The sequence below is a fragment of the Eubacterium limosum genome (assembly GCF_000807675.2).
GTDB lineage: Bacteria > Bacillota > Clostridia > Eubacteriales > Eubacteriaceae > Eubacterium > Eubacterium limosum.
In genome coordinates, this window is sequence record NZ_CP019962.1 from 849,778 (window position 1) to 869,219 (window position 19,442).

General features: G+C 43.6%; 15 protein-coding genes and 1 CRISPR repeat array. Of the genes, 12 read left to right on the forward strand and 3 right to left on the reverse strand.

Features of this window, described 5'->3' with window-relative positions:
• Window positions 1-4: 4 nt before the first annotated feature.
• The 7 genes from B2M23_RS03875 to cas2 are packed head-to-tail and all read left to right on the forward strand — an operon-like array spanning window position 5 to window position 7,788.
• Entirely contained in the window at window positions 5-1,744 is a 1,740-nt protein-coding gene (locus B2M23_RS03875) for a hypothetical protein (protein WP_038353426.1), read from the forward strand.
• Window positions 1,737-2,672, forward strand: a complete 936-nt coding sequence (locus B2M23_RS03880) for a type I CRISPR-associated protein Cas7 (RefSeq protein ID WP_038353427.1) — start codon at window positions 1,737-1,739, stop codon at window positions 2,670-2,672. Before B2M23_RS03875 ends, B2M23_RS03880 begins: the two co-directional genes overlap by 8 nt.
• Window position 2,673: 1 nt before the next feature.
• Entirely contained in the window at window positions 2,674-3,414 is a 741-nt protein-coding gene (gene cas5b, locus B2M23_RS03885; protein ID WP_038353428.1) for a type I-B CRISPR-associated protein Cas5b, read from the forward strand.
• Entirely contained in the window at window positions 3,401-5,986 is a 2,586-nt protein-coding gene (locus B2M23_RS03890) for a CRISPR-associated helicase/endonuclease Cas3 (RefSeq protein WP_038353429.1), read from the forward strand. Before cas5b ends, B2M23_RS03890 begins: the two co-directional genes overlap by 14 nt.
• 10 nt (window positions 5,987-5,996) lie before the next feature.
• Window positions 5,997-6,491 (forward strand): CRISPR-associated protein Cas4, encoded by a 495-nt coding sequence (locus B2M23_RS03895; RefSeq protein ID WP_038353430.1) that lies wholly within the window; start codon window positions 5,997-5,999, stop codon window positions 6,489-6,491.
• A gap of 11 nt (window positions 6,492-6,502) precedes the next feature.
• The gene (gene cas1b, locus B2M23_RS03900; protein ID WP_038353431.1) at window positions 6,503-7,501 is read left to right on the forward strand and encodes a type I-B CRISPR-associated endonuclease Cas1b; all 999 of its coding nucleotides are present in this window, start codon (window positions 6,503-6,505) and stop codon (window positions 7,499-7,501) included.
• Window positions 7,498-7,788, forward strand: a complete 291-nt coding sequence (gene cas2 / locus B2M23_RS03905; RefSeq protein ID WP_038353432.1) for a CRISPR-associated endonuclease Cas2 — start codon at window positions 7,498-7,500, stop codon at window positions 7,786-7,788. Before cas1b ends, cas2 begins: the two co-directional genes overlap by 4 nt.
• 180 nt (window positions 7,789-7,968) lie before the next feature.
• A CRISPR array of direct repeats spans window positions 7,969-9,962; the repeat unit is 30 nt; unit sequence GTTGAAGATTAACATGAGATGTATTTAAAT.
• 99 nt (window positions 9,963-10,061) lie between these two features.
• Here cas2 and B2M23_RS03910 read toward each other — a convergent pair.
• Window positions 10,062-11,708 carry an oligosaccharide repeat unit polymerase gene (locus B2M23_RS03910; protein WP_052237395.1) on the reverse strand — a complete coding sequence of 549 codons (1,647 nt, stop codon included), beginning with the start codon at window positions 11,706-11,708 and terminating at the stop codon, window positions 10,062-10,064.
• A 445-nt stretch (window positions 11,709-12,153) separates the two neighbouring features.
• Between B2M23_RS03910 and B2M23_RS03915 the strand changes: the two genes are divergently transcribed.
• The gene (locus B2M23_RS03915) at window positions 12,154-12,945 is read left to right on the forward strand and encodes a tRNA1(Val) (adenine(37)-N6)-methyltransferase (RefSeq protein WP_038353433.1); all 792 of its coding nucleotides are present in this window, start codon (window positions 12,154-12,156) and stop codon (window positions 12,943-12,945) included.
• A 17-nt stretch (window positions 12,946-12,962) separates the two neighbouring features.
• On the opposite strand, the gene B2M23_RS03920 is transcribed toward B2M23_RS03915, so the two are convergent.
• The gene (locus B2M23_RS03920; RefSeq protein ID WP_038353434.1) at window positions 12,963-13,934 is read right to left on the reverse strand and encodes an ATP-binding protein; all 972 of its coding nucleotides are present in this window, start codon (window positions 13,932-13,934) and stop codon (window positions 12,963-12,965) included.
• Complete coding sequence (locus B2M23_RS03925; protein WP_038353435.1) at window positions 13,927-14,946, reverse strand: DnaD domain protein; 1,020 nt, start codon at window positions 14,944-14,946, stop codon at window positions 13,927-13,929. The genes B2M23_RS03920 and B2M23_RS03925 overlap by 8 nt, the downstream gene beginning before the upstream one ends.
• A gap of 190 nt (window positions 14,947-15,136) precedes the next feature.
• Between B2M23_RS03925 and B2M23_RS03930 the strand changes: the two genes are divergently transcribed.
• The 4 genes from B2M23_RS03930 to B2M23_RS03945 all read left to right on the forward strand — a co-directional run bounded on the left by B2M23_RS03930 (window position 15,137) and on the right by B2M23_RS03945 (window position 19,414).
• On the forward strand, window positions 15,137-16,414 hold the full coding sequence (locus tag B2M23_RS03930) for a UDP-N-acetylglucosamine 1-carboxyvinyltransferase (RefSeq protein ID WP_013378507.1): 1,278 nt from the start codon (window positions 15,137-15,139) through the stop codon (window positions 16,412-16,414).
• A 2-nt stretch (window positions 16,415-16,416) separates the two neighbouring features.
• Entirely contained in the window at window positions 16,417-17,292 is an 876-nt protein-coding gene (locus B2M23_RS03935; RefSeq protein WP_038353436.1) for a polysaccharide deacetylase family protein, read from the forward strand.
• 182 nt (window positions 17,293-17,474) lie between these two features.
• Window positions 17,475-18,263: an MBL fold metallo-hydrolase gene (locus B2M23_RS03940; RefSeq protein ID WP_038353437.1), complete on the forward strand. Its 789-nt coding sequence runs from the start codon at window positions 17,475-17,477 to the stop codon at window positions 18,261-18,263.
• A 38-nt stretch (window positions 18,264-18,301) separates the two neighbouring features.
• Window positions 18,302-19,414 carry a S1C family serine protease gene (locus B2M23_RS03945; RefSeq protein ID WP_038353438.1) on the forward strand — a complete coding sequence of 371 codons (1,113 nt, stop codon included), beginning with the start codon at window positions 18,302-18,304 and terminating at the stop codon, window positions 19,412-19,414.
• Window positions 19,415-19,442 lie beyond the last annotated feature (28 nt).

A 19,442-nucleotide genomic window follows, 5' to 3' on the forward strand; every position in this document is an offset into this window, starting at 1 on the left:
GAGAATGCTTAAGGAATGTCTTGATGTCTTTAAAAAAATTTATGAAGAAAAAGGGGAAAGCCTGATTTTAGATACCTATGTTCCAGCAGAAGGCTCTTATGTTTTGGTCGATAGGGATGGAGCGATTAAAGAGATTAAAGAACTGCCAAAGCAGAAGGAACCGCCAGAGGATTTTGAAAGCTTTGTTGAAAAGGATTATCTCTCTGCGCTCATTGACATGAATAAACCCATTGATAAAAAGAAAGTTATTCACAGCAATAATTATTACGCGTTTTGGGTTAAAAAGGACAGCATCAGACCAGATAAAAACGGAAAGGTTAAACTGACCCAGGAGATTATTGATGATTATTACGGACTTTTAAAAGCGGCGGAAAATAAGTACAGGAAAAAAGGACTGGAGCTTTATGAGGTGGTTGAGGCTGAGATTGGAAAGCCTGACTTGGAAATGATTGAAAAGCATAAGGATTGGATTAAGAAAAATATCTTTACCATCATTGAGGATAATCATTTAAAAGACGATAAAAGTTATTTGAAAATATATTTTGATGCGGATAGAGAAGCTTACCAGCGCGAAAGCCGGCGTTATGTTATCCCGAATGTTTACAATACGACCGACTATAATATACCTGTCGGGGATAAAATTTTTGGTTTGCCCAACGACAATATGGGTCTCAACGCGAAAAAGCCCTATCTCGAAAACAAGACCCGTAAAAACACCATGCCTTACCTGATTTCGACAGAAGAAGTGGCGCTTCAAAAGAAGTTTTTTGACTACTTATATAATCAGGCATGTCTGGGAAAGAGCAATATTTATTTAAACGAGAAAGATGGAATAATAGCGCTTAGCAACAACGAATCACTTAAACAATCCTTTAGGGGGTATTATTTGCGAATACAAAAGGGGAAAGAGCTTGAAGTGCACGACTTCGATGAAGTTACAGGGTTTGAAGCGGAAATCGAGCCCATTGATCTAAAACAGTTTATCCCTGTTCCGGAAAAGAATGCGACAGATCTGATATACGAAAAAGTTAAAAAACTCGAAGATGTAAAAATACTTATTAATTCAGTATTTTTCAAAAAGTTTTTAACCACAAATTTTTTTACAGACGCAAAGGATATCCGGCTCAATGATACAAAAGTTAAGGAGGAGTTGCTCAGGTGCCGTACCGGGTATTTCAACTGGTTTTTTAAAGGAGAGTCCGTGGCTGTAAGATCCTTTTTTGCGGAGAGCTCGCTGCTATTGATTAAGAATTCAATTTTAAACAGACATATTCCAAAAGCGATCGAACAGTTTAATGTGCGGGAATCAATATTGAATTATTTTGAAGGAGGAGAAAGAATGGAACAAACATATGAACAGATTTTTGAGCGTTTAAGTGAAATGATAAACAGCGGTACGCGAAGCACAATTGAGGATGACGCAATGTACTATTACGCTGCCGGACAAATCGCTCAGTTTTTGCTTTCTTTAAACCAGTCGAGCAAACCAACGCCAGCCCTCGTCAATCCGGTTATTAACGCGAGAACAGCGCAGCAGCTGCAGGTTGTTTTAGAAAGATTGTATAAAAAGTATAATTACGCAATTAAATACCCCCAGAGGATTTCAAGGTTATACTCGATGTTTTTGCTGCATATCCCAGAGAATAAAAAAACAGACAGTCAAATGCTTATCGCGGGATATTTGGACAGAAGCCTGGTCTATGAAAAGAAAAATAAAAACGAAGGAGAATCAGAAAATGAATAAACGTGTTTACGGTGTACTTGGAATTAAATCGATTATGGCTAATTGGAATGCGGATTTTAGCGGCATGCCAAAAGCGATTTCCACAGGTGAGGTGTTTGGCAGTGACAAAGCCTTTAAATACCCTATGAAAAAAATGTGGGATGAACAGGGAGAAAAGGTGCTCTATATTAAATCCTTTAAAGCAGAAGAAGACAAAAAAGAAGGCATCAAGGTGCGTCCGCGCTCGTTAAAAGAGCGCTATGAGCAGATTTTTGAGGTAGAGGATCTTAAAAAAACAAATGATAATAAGGCGGTGTTAACCAACCTTTTTAAGGCCATAGATGTCAAAAACTTTGGTGCGACCTTTGCGGAGGGCGGTAATAACACCTCCATCACCGGAGCAGTTCAGATTACCCAGGGTTTTAATCAATATGACGGCCACAATGTTGAAGAGCAGCAGATTCTGTCACCTTTCCGGGATGGTACAAAGGAAGATGCCGAGCAGTCCACCCTCGGCACAAAAATTGTCAGCAACGAAGCCCATTATTTTTACGGCTTTGCCATTAATCCGACAGCCTATAAAGATTTTGTGGAGATGGGTGTAACCGAAGGCTATACCGAAGCCGATTATAAAAAATTCAAGGAAGCCGCTTTAATCGCCGCCACGGCCTTTAACACCAACGCAAAGGTTGGCTGTGAGAATGAGTTTGGCCTGTTTGTGGAAACGGAAGCAGATCTGTACTTACCAGATTTAGCGCAGTTTATCCGATTTGAAAAAACAGAGGATAATGAAAAAGGCGTCATATCTTTAGGGTTAGACAAGCTGTTAAACGCCTTTGGAGACCGGATTTTATCCATAGAAATCTATTATAATCCCCTGACGACGCTCCTGGAAGGCAGTTTGGATAAGGCGGAGGCCTACCATATTTTCACAAAGGAAGCGCTCTAAAATGAAAGCCCTGAGATTTCTGTTAAGGGGGAAGACCGCCTTTTTTAAACAGCCGGATGTCAATACTTACTGCTATTATACCTACGGCTGTATCCATAAGGTCGCTCTGCTGGGAATATTTGGTGCGATGATGGGCTTCCGGGGGTATAACGGACAGACTAAAGTAGAAACTTACCCAGAATTTTATGAAAAGCTGAAGAATCTGAAAGTATCTATCTGCCCGTTGAATGAAAAGGGCTATATTCCCAAAAAGGTACAGACCTTTAACAATTCGGTGGGCTATGCCTCCAAGGAGGAAGGCGGGAACCTCATCGTCAAGGAACAATGGCTGGAAAATCCGAAGTGGGAGATCACTTTTCTCATAGACGATTCACAGTCTGAGAACCTCGCGGAGCGGATTTTAGAATCCCGGTTTGAGTTTTTACCCTACCTTGGAAAAAACGACCATACTGCAGTCATCGAAAATGTGGAGGAAGTGGAACTGGAGGCAGAGACAAAAAGGGAGAATTTGAGAGTATACGGACTTTTTCCAGCGGATCAGGGCAGTCTGTCAGAGGATTCTGCCCGCCGCCCCTTTGGCCGGGAAGTACCGTACAAATACCAGGAACGACTTCCGGTAGCTCTGGAACCAGCGTGTAACCAATACGTGACACAGGCGATGATCTACACGAATCAGCGGATTTCTCTGACCGATGCGGCCAGCGTTTTCCGTCTGGAGGAGAGACATTATGTCTTTTTCTAAAAAAGTAAATTCCTATTTTGAAAAGACGCCAGTTTTTGATTTTGCAGGGCTTATCGAAACCGATAAGCCCTTTTATGCACACATCAAGGATGAAAAAAGACCGGAACCATTACAGGATCATCTGGATTTAACTCTGGATTATTTCGATCGTCTGTGCCGGGAAAAACATCTGGAAAGTGTGTTCAGACGTCTGGAAAAAAACTTTTTTCCAGACTGTGCCAGAGAAACGGTGTCTTTGTGGCGCGAAATGATTTTGAATACCCTTTATCTGCATGACATTGGAAAGATTAATCCCAATTTTCAGCGGGATAAAATGCAAAATAAGGCTTTTAGTCGCACTGAATCCAATAACCAGAACCACTCCGCTTTTTCAGCCCGCGTTTATTTTGATTATTATTATCAAAAAATTGATACGGTAGAGGACGACCGGCAGTATGATTTGTTTTTCGTTTTTCTGCTGCTCAACACCTTTGTCATCCAAAAGCATCATGGCAGTCTGACGGAATTCAGCGTTTTTCTGGAACGGTTTGAGAATGATTTGAGCGAGACGAAAGAGGAGCTCGGGGCTTACAGGAATCTGACGACTTTTGACACCGCCGCTGGGCTCGGTTTGTTTTTCGAGGAAAGGCTGAATATTATACAAAAAAATAACCCGTGGAAATGTGTGGATTTTTACATCTATACCCGATTCCTCTACGGAATTTTAGTTGCCTGCGATTTCTACGCAACCTCAGAATACATGAACGGCGCTCCGGTTGATGATTTTGGCGTATTGGATGATATTGCACCCTATCTGGATGCGTTCAACGCCGATCCCGTCACAAAAAACATCCGAAAAATTAAAAGAGATCAGGCACCTGATGGCGATATTAATATTTTAAGAAGCCGGTTGTTTTTAGAAGCAGAAGAAAATCTGCTGCAAAACCAAGAGGATAATGTGTACTATTTAGAGGCGCCCACGGGCTCTGGGAAGACGAAAACCTCCATCAATCTGGCTTTGCAGCTCATAAAAAAGGATCGACAGCTCAACCGGATTCTCTACGTTTTTCCCTTCAACACCCTGGTGGAGCAAACCCGGGATTCCCTGGAAGAATGTTTTGGGAAAGCGCTCGGCGAAAAAATGGGGGTCATTAACAGCATTACACCCATCAAGAAATACGGGGAAACGACCGATGAAGGCGAGTGGGATTACACAAGGCAGGATAAAATTGATTATGAAAAATCTCTGCTGGCACGGCAGTTTATGCACTATCCCATTGTGCTGACCACCCATGTAAAATTTTTTGAGGGTATTTTCGGAACAAGCCGTGAGGCGGTATTTCCGCTGGCGCATCTGGCGAATTCCGTCATCATTCTCGATGAAATACAGAGCTATAAAAACCGGATCTGGAAGGAAATCATTATCTTTCTGAAAGCCTATGCGCGTATTTTGAATTTTAAAGTGATCATTATGTCCGCAACCCTGCCAGATTTAAACCGGCTCAGTGTTGGAGATGATAAGGTGACTTATCTCGTGAAAAACCGGGAATTTTATTTTCAGAACCCCCTGTTTAAAGACAGAGTAGAGCTGGATTTCTCTATGCTGGAGCTGGAACCGGAAGAAACCTTTGATGCGCTTTTAAAAAAGGTCCTCGAGGTTTCAAATGCGCTCAGGAAAAATCCAGACGCTGAAAACAAGATTGTGGTTGAGTTTATCAAAAAAGCTTCGGCTGTTGATTTCTATAACCGTTTGAAGGACGTTGTGGAAAATGATCTGGTATCCATTGAACTGATGACCGGGGATGACCACAAGGCGGAGCGAAAACGGATTATCAGCCAGGTGAGAACAACAGAAAATATCATACTGGTAGCCACCCAGGTCATAGAAGCAGGCATTGATATCGACATGGACATTGGTTTTAAAGACACCTCTATTTTGGACGCCGAGGAACAGTTTCTCGGGAGAATCAACCGTTCCTGCAGGAAAAAAAGCGCCATCGTGTATTTTTTCAATCTGGATTCACCCGATATGATTTATCAGAAGGATATCCGTAAAGCCGATAAATTGAAGCTGACCGGCGCCAACAAGGCCATGCAGGAAATCTTGATCAATAAAGAATTTTCAAAATTTTATGACTGCGTTTTAGAAGGCCTTGAGGCGCAGAGCCGAAAAGAAAATGATTTAAATCTGGAAGTTTTTCGTGACCGGCATCTGTGGACTTTCAATTTTCCCGAGATACAGGAAAGGATGCGCCTGATTGACGATAATCGGAGAAAGGTATCTCTGTTTCTCAATATGAGGGTCAACAGCGAAGACGGCGGAATGCTCGTTGGAAGCGAGGTGTGGAAATCCTATGAAGCGCTATTGCAGGATGCGGCGATGCCTTATGCTGAAAAGCGGGTTCGTCTGTCAGAGGTGCAGGCAAAGATGGACTATTTTATCTATGAAATTGACAAAAGCTTTGCTGATGCCTGTGTGTTGTGCCCTGACGAACTTTTGGGTGAGCTGTACTATTTTAAGGACGGTGAACCGTTCTTTGAAAATGGAAAATTCAGTCGTGAAAAACTAAAGTGTGAAAACGACTTTCTGTGAGGAAAATAAAATGAAGGTTAACGGAACTCTGGTCAATTATTATTTTCATTGCAAAAGACAGTGCTGGCTGCATGGAAACCGCATCAACCTGGAAAGCAACAGTGAAGATGTGAAAATTGGAAAAGCTTTGCACGAGATAAGGGCAGAAGAAAGTGAATCGACGGAAATCAGCATTGAGAATATCCGTTTAGATAAGATTACGAAGGATTATCTGGTCGAGGTAAAAAAATCGGATGCGGATTATGAAGCGGTCAAATGGCAGGTACTGTTTTATTTAAAGGTTCTGAAAGATAAGGGAATTAAGCGCAGAGGAAAAATTGAATTTATCGAAAAGAAAAAGGCTGAGCGGAAAATCTATTATGAGGATTTAACCCAAGAGCGCGAAAAAGAATTGGAGGAAGTAATTTGCGCCATTGAGATACTCCTGGAAAGCACTTTCCCGCCTGAGCGGGAGACGGATAAAAAGTGTCGTCAATGCGCGTATTTTGACTACTGTGTTTTATAGGAGAAGGTAAAATGGGAACAACAAAGTATTTGACCTCTATGGGTGAGCTGAGCCGAAAGGATAATTCGCTGTGTTTTCGAGTGGGCAGCCGCAACAAGTATATCCCAGTTGAGCAGGTCAGTGAGATTTATTGTATGTCTGAAATATCGCTGAACACCAAGCTGTTGGATTTTCTGGCGAAAAATGAAATCATCGTGCATTTTTTCAACTATTACGGCGGTTACAGCGGTACCTTTTATCCCAAAGAGCATTTGGTCAGCGGGAGACTGCTCATCGCGCAGGTAAAGGCATTTGAAAATCGGCGTTTAGGCATTGCGAAAGCCATCGTAGGCGGCATTGGAAAAAATATTGATGAATTGCTGTATCATTATTACAAGCATGATAAAAAAGATGTCAAGCCGACCATTGACTGGATCAGGCATAACCTGCCTGATCGACTCGATAAAGCAGAGGATATCAAGCAGGTTTTACAGGCCGAGGGCGAAACCTGGCAACGGTTTTACAGCAGCTTTCAGTATTTTCTGCCTGAAGATTTTATCATGAATAAAAGGGTCAAGCGGCCCCCGGATAATCCAACCAACGCTTTGGTCTCCTTTGGGAACAGCCTACTGTACAGCAAAACCGTGTCGGTGATTTACCAGACCCATCTTGACCAGCGGATCAGCTTTCTTCATGAGCCTTCAGAGGGACGTTTTTCTCTGAGCCTCGATTTATGCGAAGTTTTTAAACCGGCCATTGTTTTTAAGACAATTTTTGATGTGGTCAATAACCGAAAACTACAGGTAGACAAGCATTTTGAAAAAAAGCTGAATTATTGTATTCTGAATGAGGAGGGTCGAAAAATTTTTATTACAGCCTTTGAAGCCCGTTTGGACAGTGTATTTGAGCATCCAAAGCTTAAACGAAAGACAAGCTATCGGACTGCGTTGAAGCTGGACTGCTATAAGCTGATCAAAGACATTCTTGAGGAAAAGCCATTTATCCCCTTTAATATGGGAGAAAAGCTATGAGTGCAAATAAAAAATTTAATTATAATTATGCCTTCGTGTTTTATGATGTCAATGAAAAGCGTGTGGCTAAAATTTTTAAAATTTGTAAAAAATATCTTGTGCATTATCAGAAATCTGTATTCAGAGGAGACATAACCCCTTCAAAATTGATTGCCCTGAAAAACGAACTGAAAAAAATTATTGTTGAAGATGAAGACTTCGTCTGTATTGTAAAACTGCTGAATGGAAATGTCTTTGGAGAAGAAGTCATGGGCATCTCCGAATCCTCAGAAGACCTTTTTCTGTAGCCCTGTTTTACCAGGCGCCGAAAAGTTTAGAAGGCTAGAATCCTTTTAAACAAAAGGTTTGAGCGCCATTTGAAAGAAGAATTGACGAAAATCTCTGCGGCTGGTAAATTTGTAGAGAAATGGCTTGAAATCAAGGGTCTTAGAGAATATAAATAGAGGAAGAATAGCTTGATTGTTATGGTTGAAGATTAACATGAGATGTATTTAAATTTTATCATTGGAGAGATTTACGCCCGCCTGTTCAAGGTTGAAGATTAACATGAGATGTATTTAAATACCGGATAACTGTCCATGGCTCCGGCTTCATCGGCGTTGAAGATTAACATGAGATGTATTTAAATTCCTTAATCTTGCACGCGCGTACTTTTTCAATGTCCGTTGAAGATTAACATGAGATGTATTTAAATTCCCTTCTGGCCTTGGTGCACAGAACCGCAACAACAGTTGAAGATTAACATGAGATGTATTTAAATTCGGTGGATAAAATCAAAATGGTTACACGGGCTATCGTTGAAGATTAACATGAGATGTATTTAAATCGCTCTAAAATCCAGTTTTCTTGTTCTCTTATTTTTGTTGAAGATTAACATGAGATGTATTTAAATTTATTCCGAAAACCGCCCAGCTCATGGTGCATAAGCCGTTGAAGATTAACATGAGATGTATTTAAATCATTTTCGAGCGCAGTATTTGTCAAATCCAATTCCCGTTGAAGATTAACATGAGATGTATTTAAATTTTTCGATCCCGAAACGCGGGGCTTTTCCATTATTTGTTGAAGATTAACATGAGATGTATTTAAATGAATATGGCGAAACCGATTCAAAAACCCTTGCGTGTTGAAGATTAACATGAGATGTATTTAAATAAGATATGGCAGATATCCCAAGGGCGATTAGAGCAAGTTGAAGATTAACATGAGATGTATTTAAATCCGAAAAGATCGCCCCCTACAGCTATCAGATCCGTGTTGAAGATTAACATGAGATGTATTTAAATCGCTTAAAATGCTGGATGTTATAAATCCGTCTGCGTTGAAGATTAACATGAGATGTATTTAAATTGAATATTAAATACATTCCTGTGATTATCTGTGGGAGTTGAAGATTAACATGAGATGTATTTAAATGGCTTCAAGGGTTTCCAGATTATTTATTTGAAAAGGTTGAAGATTAACATGAGATGTATTTAAATAGAATTCCGTTGACCACGTCAATAAGTGCGTTTGGTTGAAGATTAACATGAGATGTATTTAAATTAACGCCCTTCGATCCGGTCAATATGGCCTTCTTGTTGAAGATTAACATGAGATGTATTTAAATCGAATTGATAGGGCCAGTACTCGCCGCCGTTTACTAGTTGAAGATTAACATGAGATGTATTTAAATGAAAGAGCACGGTACTGTGTCTGTACGCTCTGCGGGTTGAAGATTAACATGAGATGTATTTAAATATATAAAGCATTCGTTTTTCAAAGTCCACACGATCCGTTGAAGATTAACATGAGATGTATTTAAATTGGCGAGTAAAGATAAGTACACCAAAGATTTCTTCCGTTGAAGATTAACATGAGATGTATTTAAATATGTAAGCGCGGTTGAAGCCGTTGCGTCTCCAGATTGTTGAAGATTAACATGAGATGTATTTAAATGGCCATCTTTCATTCTGGCCATAAAAGAAAAAGCAAGTTGAAGATTAACATGAGATGTATTTAAATACAGTTCTTGTCAGCCATTGGCGAGGATTTAGGGCGTTGAAGATTAACATGAGATGTATTTAAATTCAATTTTGAATAAGCGTTCAATGACCCTGCTTAAGTTGAAGATTAACATGAGATGTATTTAAATGCGGCTTTCTGAGCTGCGACTGCTGCGGCCCTGGCGTTGAAGATTAACATGAGATGTATTTAAATAGTTTAAATCCCTCCCTTACGCAGATGGCCTGCATGTTGAAGATTAACATGAGATGTATTTAAATAAACCGTCAATGCGCCTTTTCTGTATACCGACTATAGTTGAAGATTAACATGAGATGTATTTAAATACAGTTCTTGTCAGCCATTGGCGAGGATTTAGGGCGTTGAAGATTAACATGAGATGTATTTAAATCCAGCGGATACAATATCTCCGTCGTAACCTTCGTTTGTTGAAGATTAACATGAGATGTATTGACTGCGGTGTAAGGCACTATAGGAAAGTTGAAGAATAATAAAAGCTATATTTATCAACATAAAAATAAAAACCGCCAGCATATGCTGGCGGTATAAAAAGCTTTTATTCTTCCTCGCCATTCTCGAACAAAGTCTCCTCATGTTCGCCGTAGAGGCTGTCCAGCTCCTCATTAAGCAGCTGGTTTGCGAGGATAACTTCTTTAATTTTCTGGACCAGGCCAGAGGCTGTCAGCAGGCAGGCTGGGATGATGATAAACCAGAACATGTGAAACATACTGACTTCGCCGCCGGTAAAGAAGGTGTATATCAGTCCACCAAAGCATCCGAGCATGATGACAACAGTCACGATAAGGGTAGCGTTGAAGGACATATCCATGGTCAGGGCCACAAAAATGCACAGAACAAAAAGAATCAGGTAGTCCATAGCAATAAAACGTCCCGAGGACAGGGCAGTAAATACCCCCATGCCTAGCATGGCAATAACAAATAAAATCAGGCGCAAGGAAACGGCGGAATATTTAAAGGCGCCGAGGGAAACGGCATCAACGTTTTCGTAAGTGACATCATCCAGATTGTTATCAGAATATTCTTCCTCCGGGGCTTCATCCAATGGGAGCTCGTCAAACAAATCTTCCTTGACGGTCTCCGCAGTATCTTCAAAAAAATCGGCAAAAGGATGGGCTGTTGCATCTTCGGGAATCGTGTCGTTGACGGTTTCCTGGAAAATATCTTCATCTTCGTCTTCGTCTGAGAAGTATTCTTCCTCAAACTCTTCGTCCTCAGGCTCGTCTTCGCCAAAAAGAATTTCCGTCTCGGAGTGCTCTTCTAAAGAGGAATCTTCGTTGTCGAAGTCTTCATCCTCTTCAAAGTCATCTTCTTCAAAAAGAGCGTCGTATTCGTCACTGTCTGTTTCAAAGACGTCGGAATCATCGGGTTCATATTCTTCGAAAGCTTCTTCATCTTCATCATAAGCTTCAAAATCAGCTTCTTCGTTCCCGGATGTTTCCAGTGGATTGTCATCAAGAACTTCCTTGTCGACGGCGGCTCTTGCGGCCATATACCGGCTGTAAGGGATATCCTCCATTAGTTCTTCGGCTTCTTGCAGCAGTTCGTCGATTTCGGCCAGATCGGGCTCGTCAACACCGAGCGGAAGTTCCATGGGTTCTTCGTCGTGACGGATGATTCTTTCCTTTAGCAGGTCACCCGCATTATCCTGGTTTTCGACAGAAAGGGTTGGTTCAGAGACTTCAGTTTCCAGTGGGATATCTGCAGGTATCTGAGGGGCTGCCTCGGACGGTTCTGCATCTAAAATCTCCGAATGGAATGATGGGATAGGTTCAGCCTGTGTAAGAATGACGGGATCTTCCGGCATTTCAATGACTTCAGCTGGTTCCTTAACAGGCTCTTCTTTGAAGGGCTTAACGGGGTCTGTTTTTTTTAGTTCGGCCAGGGCTTCCTCTACGCCAAGGATTTCTTCGGTGTGGAAGCCAATGATGCCGTCTTCGTGGGTTTTCTGCTGGCTCTTTAAAACAGCCTGCTCAAAAAGATCCTCAGCAGGGTCCTCCAGATAATGCCCGGAGGGTTCTGTGATGTTCTGTTTAATGGATTCCACGGGGATTTCCGCGGAATCGGTGAGATGGGATATTTTATGATCGATCCGGTCCTCAAAGGCGGAGAAAAGGGAAAAAAGATCCTTCTTTTTTTCCAGAAGCTCTTCGACTTCGCGGCTCTCTGGATTGCGTTTATCCATAGTCTATACCATGCTTTCGTTTATAGTTAAATTTATTATAACAAAAAGCTGAGTCAGAATAAAGTAAATTTACGAAAAAGTGACAGTATTCGTATTTAAACTGTGAATAACTTATGGTATAGTAGTAGAAAACTGTACACAAAAACACTTGTTTTGCTCGTGAAAGAAAAGCCCTAAAATAAAGGAACTGGGGATTCATCCACAGAACACACACAAAAAACTGTGGAAATGTGGATAACTTTATAAAAGAGTAATAAACAGGGACGGCAAAAAACAAAAAGGGTTCAACCGCTTAATATTACGGTCTTTTTGTTAAAATTAGGACAATCTTACACAGAGTTATCCACAATAAGTGCACAAAATCGGGAAAATTGTGGACAACTTTTGTGGAAAACGGGTGTTTTTCAAAATATTGTGGTATAGAAAGAGTGATGGAGCATAAATTGTGGATAACTTTATAAAAGAGAACGAGCGTTTAGAAGATTTAGGAATTAAGGGACTCAAGATCATTCAAAACCCAAATTACTTCTGCTTTGGCATTGATGCAGTGCTGCTGTCCTGGTTTGCTTCGGGAGCGGTGCGCAAAAAGAGCCGGGTGATTGACCTGGGGACAGGAACCGGGATTATCCCGCTGCTTTTATATGGAAGAACAGGCGCTCAGAAAATCCAGGCCCTTGAAATTCAGGAGAACATAGTGGAAATGGCCGGACGCAGTGTCGCCTGCAATGGACTGGAAGAAAAAATTGAGATTATCCATGGTGATATCAAGAACCCCGGTGAGCAGGTACGACCGACCAGCTATGATGTGGTGGTCAGCAACCCGCCTTATATGAAGGTGGGGCATGGGCTTAAAAATCCTATGGAGACCAAAGCCATCGCGCGCCACGAAATTCTGTGTGGTATTGAGGATGTCGTAATTTTTGCCAAGCGGATGCTGAAGGATCGCGGCAAGCTGTTTTTAATCCACCGGGCAGACCGTCTGGCGGATATTATGAGCGCGATGCGGGATCACAGAGTAGAGCCCAAGCGCCTGCAGTTTATCCATCCCTATGCAGACAAGCCGGCTAATCTGGTTTTGGTGGAGGGAATGAAGGCAGGAAAACCTTATCTGATTACGGAGGCACCCATTGTGGTCTACGAAAAGGATGGCCGGTACACACAGACAATCAATGATATCTATGGAACACCAGAGCCCTATGACCGGATTATCGAAAATAAAACAGCGCCAGAGCAGTAAAGCTCTGGCGCTGTTTTTTACCCCAAACGTTTTTTGATCAGCCGGATATCGTCACCGGCAAAAACGATGTTCAGGAAATTGCCACGGATTCTGGAAGTCAGACGCTCATCGTAGTTTTCAAGAATCTGGGGCATGGTCAGGTTGGTGGATAAAATGATTTTTTTATGCTCCTGCAGCCGGGTGTTGATCACCTCAAAAAGCTGCTTTTTACTGAAATCTGAGTAAAACTCTGCCCCGAAATCATCGATAATCAACAAATCGGCGGTAAAAAGTGGGGAATATATTTCATTAATGGGTATATTATCATTGAAAATTTTACTCTGAATATCCTGGATCAGATGGGCGGCGGTGATATAGATAACATTGTAGCCCCGCCCGATGAGGGCGTTGGCGACACAGTTTGACATAAAGGTTTTACCCACGCCGGGTTTGCCGGTAAACAGGTAGTTGTCATTTTGTGAGTCGAAATGCAGGCAGTAATGCTGCATTTTTTCCTTGAGACGGCACATTTTTTCCCTGGGTGAGCCATTCTGGGTTTCAATGGCTTCATCTGCGTAATAATCCGGGTTAAAGGTATCGAAATTTTCGGACTGGGCATGAACATTCAAGTCATAGTTATTAAAGGCCGCCCGGATGAGCTCCTGTTTTAAACAGGAACAGACCTGCCCGTCCACGTAGCCGGTATCCTTACAGATCGGGCAGTCGTAGCGGAGCGTCAGGTAATCCAGCGGATAGCCGTTTTCGAGCAGCAGGGCTTCCTTCTGTTTTTTTAAGGCCTCGACACTCTGGCGGAATTCGGAGATGGCGTCAGGATTTTTGCGGGATACCTCGCGGGTCATGCGGATTCCCTGAAGATTGATGGCATGGTCGAGCTCGGCGAGCTTTGGAATGGCAACATAGAGCGCCTCCTGTTTTCGCTTAAGCTCAAGCTTATTGCGGAACTGCTTTTGCTCAAAAGCATCGTAGACTTTTTTGGTTCGTTCATTCATTGTCGTCACTCCATAACCAGGCTTCGTCTAACTGGTCAAGCTCCTCGTAGACCTTTTTGCGGTCTTCGCTGATCACGACGTCGCCCTTTGACTGATGATGGCCTTTTTTAGGCTCTGCGTTGATTTCTTCCAGGCTGGTATACCCCTTCTGGAACCAGCGTTTTAAAATGGCGTCTATGTAGCGGATATCCTGCTTGCTGGAACGCTGCATGGCGGCGGTAATAATATCGCTATCAAAGTGGTAGTCGTCAGCCCAGCGGATGATCATTTCCTTTTCCCAGGCGATGGGCGCCCGGCGGAGGCCAAGATATTTGAAAACATCATAGACCAGCTTTTGTTCACCCGCGCTTTTTCGGATATAGGCGTCGGCCTCTGCAGCTTCGCGGATATCGGCCTTGTACCAGCCCTCGGCCACGGATTTCAGGTAGTTGATAATCTGTTTTGCCGTGAAGGGCTTTTCCTTTTTACCAATAAGGTTCATGGAATATTCGACCAGAAGGATCACGGTTTCAGGCGTAAAATGGTATTCAGTAATCCAGTTTTTAAACATCTGAGTTTCTTTCTGGGTGATGGTTCGGCTGCCGTACATCTGCTGAATTTTGGAATACATGTGGGCAACACGGGCCTCCATGCTGTCAGGGTCCTCCCTCTGGAGGACTTCCGTTTTTTTAGTCTCGGCCTCTGTCTTGGTATGGTGTGACATCAGCTTGGCAGAAATGTTGTAATAAGTGACGATGACATCTTTTGTGCCGACGTATTCCAGGGAGAGGATGCCCTCCTTTTCCCAGTATTCCCATGCCTTGATGACATCCCCCTCGGTCAGGTCAAAAAGCTTGCTGAGTGCCAGGTTGTCAATGGGCTCAAGGGAATGGTTAAAGCAGTGCTTCAGCCCAAAAAGATACACCTTCACATAATCGCCCCGGGCGCGGGGCATATAGTGATTGATAAATATATTTTCGACTGGCGTCATAGCCATATTGTCGTTGTCGATGATAAACTTGAACTGATTCATTTGGAAAACACATCCTTGATTAAAGAGTGCTCTTATTATAGCACAAAACCCTGCAGTTTTTTATCCCAATTGTATACGAGTTGTAAATTCTTTCATTTGTTGGCTTAAAAACGGGCACTTTGGGTTGCCAATCAGTTTAGGTATGATATAATAACAAAGTTAAATGCGTGTGCGAAAGGAAGACTATTATATGGATACTTTTATCATTGAAGGAGGTCACCCGCTAAACGGTGAGGTGGCAATCTCCGGAGCAAAAAATGCAGTATTGGGTATTATTCCCGCAGCCATCCTTTGTTCCTGCTCAAGCAAAATCGATAATGTGCCCGACATTAAGGATGTCAACAAGATCGTTGCAATCCTGGAAAAGATGGGGGCAGAAATATATAGAGAAAATGATACTTTAATTATAAATACAGACAAGCCAATCAATTATGACTGTTCGGAATATGAAGAAGAAACAGGAAAGATGCGTGCGTCTTACTATCTGCTGGGAGCGCTGCTGGGCCGTTACCACAAGGCCATTGTTCCGTTGCCGGGAGGTTGTAATATTGGAGACCGCCCCATCGATCAGCATATAAAGGGTTTTGAAGCGCTTGGAGCAAAGGTGCTGATCGAGCACGGTCAGGTTAAGATGACTGCGGACCGTCTGATCGGTGCAGATATTTACCTGGATGTGGTCAGCGTTGGCGCAACCATCAACATTATGCTGGCGGCGACCCGCGCAGAAGGCATGACCATCATCGAAAACGCGGCGAAAGAACCACATATTGTGGATGTGGCAAACTTCCTGAACCTGATGGGAGCAAATATCAAGGGTGCGGGAACAGATACCATTAAGATCAAAGGTGTGGATGAAATGCATGGCTGTGAATACTCCGTCGTACCGGATCAGATCACAGCAGGAACCTATATGATGGCAGCTGCCGCAACCTGTGGCAATGTGCTCGTGAAAAATGTCATTCCGAAGCATATGGAAGCTGTCACCGCAAAAATGCGTGAAATGGGCGTCGAGATCATTGAAGAGGACAATGGTATCCGTGTCATTGGAAAAGAAAATATTAAAGGCTGTAAGGTGAAAACATTGCCTTATCCAGGCTTCCCGACCGACCTGCAACAGCCCATGGCAGTGCTCATGAGCATTGCAAGCGGACAGAGTGTTATTACTGAAAGTATTTTTGAGAACCGTTTTAAATATGTCGATGAATTGCGTAAAATGGGCGCAGAAATCGCCATCAATGGCCGTGTCGCCAACATTACCGGCGTTCCGACTTTGTCCGGGACTAAGATTAAAGCAACCGACCTGCGCGCTGGTGCTGCCATGGTCATTGCAGGGCTTATCGCCGAAGGCGAAACCCGGATTACAGATATCCAGTACATTGACCGCGGTTATGAAAAATTAGAAAGTAATATCCGGAGCCTTGGTGGAATTATCCGCCGTGAGGCCATTGAAAAGAAAGTCGAAGACTAAAAATGAAGACACGAAAAAGACGCCGTATCCGGTTTAAACCGCGGTTTTACGTGTGGGTGGCGGCGCTTGCTGCTGTGCTCATGACGGCGGTCTTTTTCATAGCCACCCATCCGGCAAAGAAGCTTGAGAAGAACTCTCAGACAGCGCTTCAGGCGGTAGAGACTCTCCAGACCGCCCTGTCAAACGCAGCAGAAAAGGGCTCCAGCGCTTTGCAGAGCGAAGAAAGCAAAGAACAGGAGGCCATTAAAGAGCGTATCCGAAACGGTGATACTGATGGACTGAAGGTTGTTTTTATGACCTTTGACGATGGTCCCAGCGAGCATACCAATGAGGTGCTTGACATTCTGAAAAAATATCACATCAAGGCCACCTTTTTTACAAACGGCCGTGATAACGAAGTGGCAAGAGCCGCTTATAAAAGGATCGTAGATGAAGGCCACACCCTTGGAAATCACAGCTGGAGTCATAAATACGACCTTTATAAGAATCCGCCGGCCTTTTATGAGGACGTTGAGAAGCTGGATGCATTTCAGCTTGAAGTGACAGGAAAGGCCGAGATATCCCACATGTTCAGGTTCCCTGGCGGTTCGCTCAACGCCAACGCAAAATGTATACAGGGTATTCTTGACAGAGGTTATAACTATGTGGACTGGAATTCCTCAGCTGGTGATGGGGGCGGTAATCCCGCCAGCACCGATGCGGTTGTAAATAAAATTATGAGCGAGGTACATCAGCATAATGTGAGCACTGTCCTCTGCCATGCAGAACTGCGGGACACCACACGGGCCGCTTTGCCCCAGCTTTTTGAAACACTTAAAGCGGAGGGGTACACTTTTTTACCTATGGAATCAGATCTCTCGTATCCCAGACAGGTATAGAAAAGAAAAAGTTGAAAAGTTCTCCCGGACCGCTAAAGTCCGGGATTTTTTTGCTGTTTTTAAGGCAGTTACGTTAAGTAAAGATTAAGTAAGATTCGATAACATGTAAGCAGCGACGCTTCTGCCTTAAAGCGCAGAAGAAGTTCTATTACCGATCGAATTTTCGATAGTAGGAGATTCGCATGAAATTTTGTAGTTTATATAGTGGAAGTTCTGGAAACAGCCTTTTTGTTTCACACAGCAAAACAAAGCTTTTGATCGACGCAGGACTCAGCGGAAAGCGGATTGAGCAGGCGCTCTGCTCCATCGATGAGCTGCCCGCCCAGCTCGGCGGTATTCTGGTAACACATGAGCATCGTGATCATATTCACGGTGTCGGTGTACTTTCCAGACGTTATGACCTGCCGGTTTACGCTAATTTTGCCACCTGGGAAAGCATGCGGGACAGCCTTGGAAAGATCGCAGAGCACAATGTCCGGGTTTTTGAAACCGGACGGGCCTTTGTTATCGGAGATTTACAGATCGAAGCTTTCAATACCTCTCACGACGCGGTGGAATCTGTGGGCTTTACCATTGACAGCGGATGCAGCAGCGTGGGTGTTGCCACCGATACGGGCGTTATCACGCCAAGAATTATGGAAGCCCTGAAGGGCAGAGATCTTGTAGTGCTGGAATCTAACCACGATCCCGCCATGCTGGAAGCAGGACGCTACCCCTTTCCGCTTAAGCAGCGTATTAAGGGAAACCATGGTCACCTCTCCAATGAAATATGCGGCGAGACGGTCTGTACCCTGGTGAAGGAAGGGCTTGATAAGGTTGTTTTAGCCCATCTCAGTGAGGAGAACAATTATCCCCTTCTGGCGTACCAGACCACTGCGCGGATTCTTGAGGCCGAAGGCATACAGCCCGGAGAGGATTTGTCATTGGTGGTGGCAAGCCGTAAAAACAGCAGTGAAATTTATGAACTGTAGAGGAACTTTCATCCAAAATCAAACGAGGTGAAAGAAAAATGTACGAAAATAACGAAAAACCAAAGAGAGGGTCTCATGTGCCGGCAGCCATCGCAGGCGGTGTAGTCGGCGGGATCATCGTGGCGATTATTCTCGTGGCTGTCCTGTACTTTACAGGTACCCTCGGTGGGGGCACCCGCACCGAGACAGTCGCGGGCCAGAAGGTTATCGTCAACGATGTGAATGTGGACTCCCAGGTAGAAGCCGTGGCACAGGTCGTCCCCGAATCCGTAGCTGGAATTGAGACTACCATGACAGAAAACACCATGATGGGCACTCAGGAAGCTGTGGGCGTAGGTTCAGGCTTTATTGTGACATCCGACGGCTATATTGTTACAAACCAGCATGTTATCAGCGATAACCCAAAGGAAATAAAGGTTTCTCTGGCTGATGGAAATAACTATACAGCCCAAAAGGTTTGGGCAGATTCCAGCTTGGATATGGCCATTATCAAAATTGACGCTAAAAATCTTCCGGCCGTTACACTGGGAGACTCTGATAATTTAAAGGTGGGCGAGGTGGCCATTGCTATTGGTAATCCTCTGGGGCTTCAGTTTGAACGAAGCGTCACCGCTGGGATCATCTCTGCCTTAAACCGAAGCCTGGTTGTCGACAGCAGCTTGGTAGCGGAAGACCTGATTCAGACAGACGCTACCATCAATAAAGGGAACAGCGGCGGACCGCTTGTCAACGCAAGCGGTGAGGTCATTGGCATCAATACCTATAAAAATGCCCAGGGCGAGGGTATGGGCTTTGCCATTCCCATCAATGTGGTTAAACCTATCCTCAATCAGGTCGTGACAAGCGGCAGCTTTACGCCGACTGTGATCGGGATCAGCGGCTATGATAAACAGCAGGCTGCTTATTACAACGATGCAGAGCCCATCGACAAGGGAATTTATGTTGCCTCAGTGCAGGCAGGCGGCGGTGCGGCCAATGCCGGTATCCAGAAAGGCGATATTCTATTGACCATCGACGGCAAGGATGTGAATACCATGCTGAAGATGAAGGAAATCCTCTATGGACACAAGCCGGGGGACACTGTCAAGATTACCTATGAGCGTGGCGGCCAGACAAAAGAAGCCGATGTGACACTGCAGGCCGGAAACTGATCGTAAATTTGATAAAACAATGATAAGG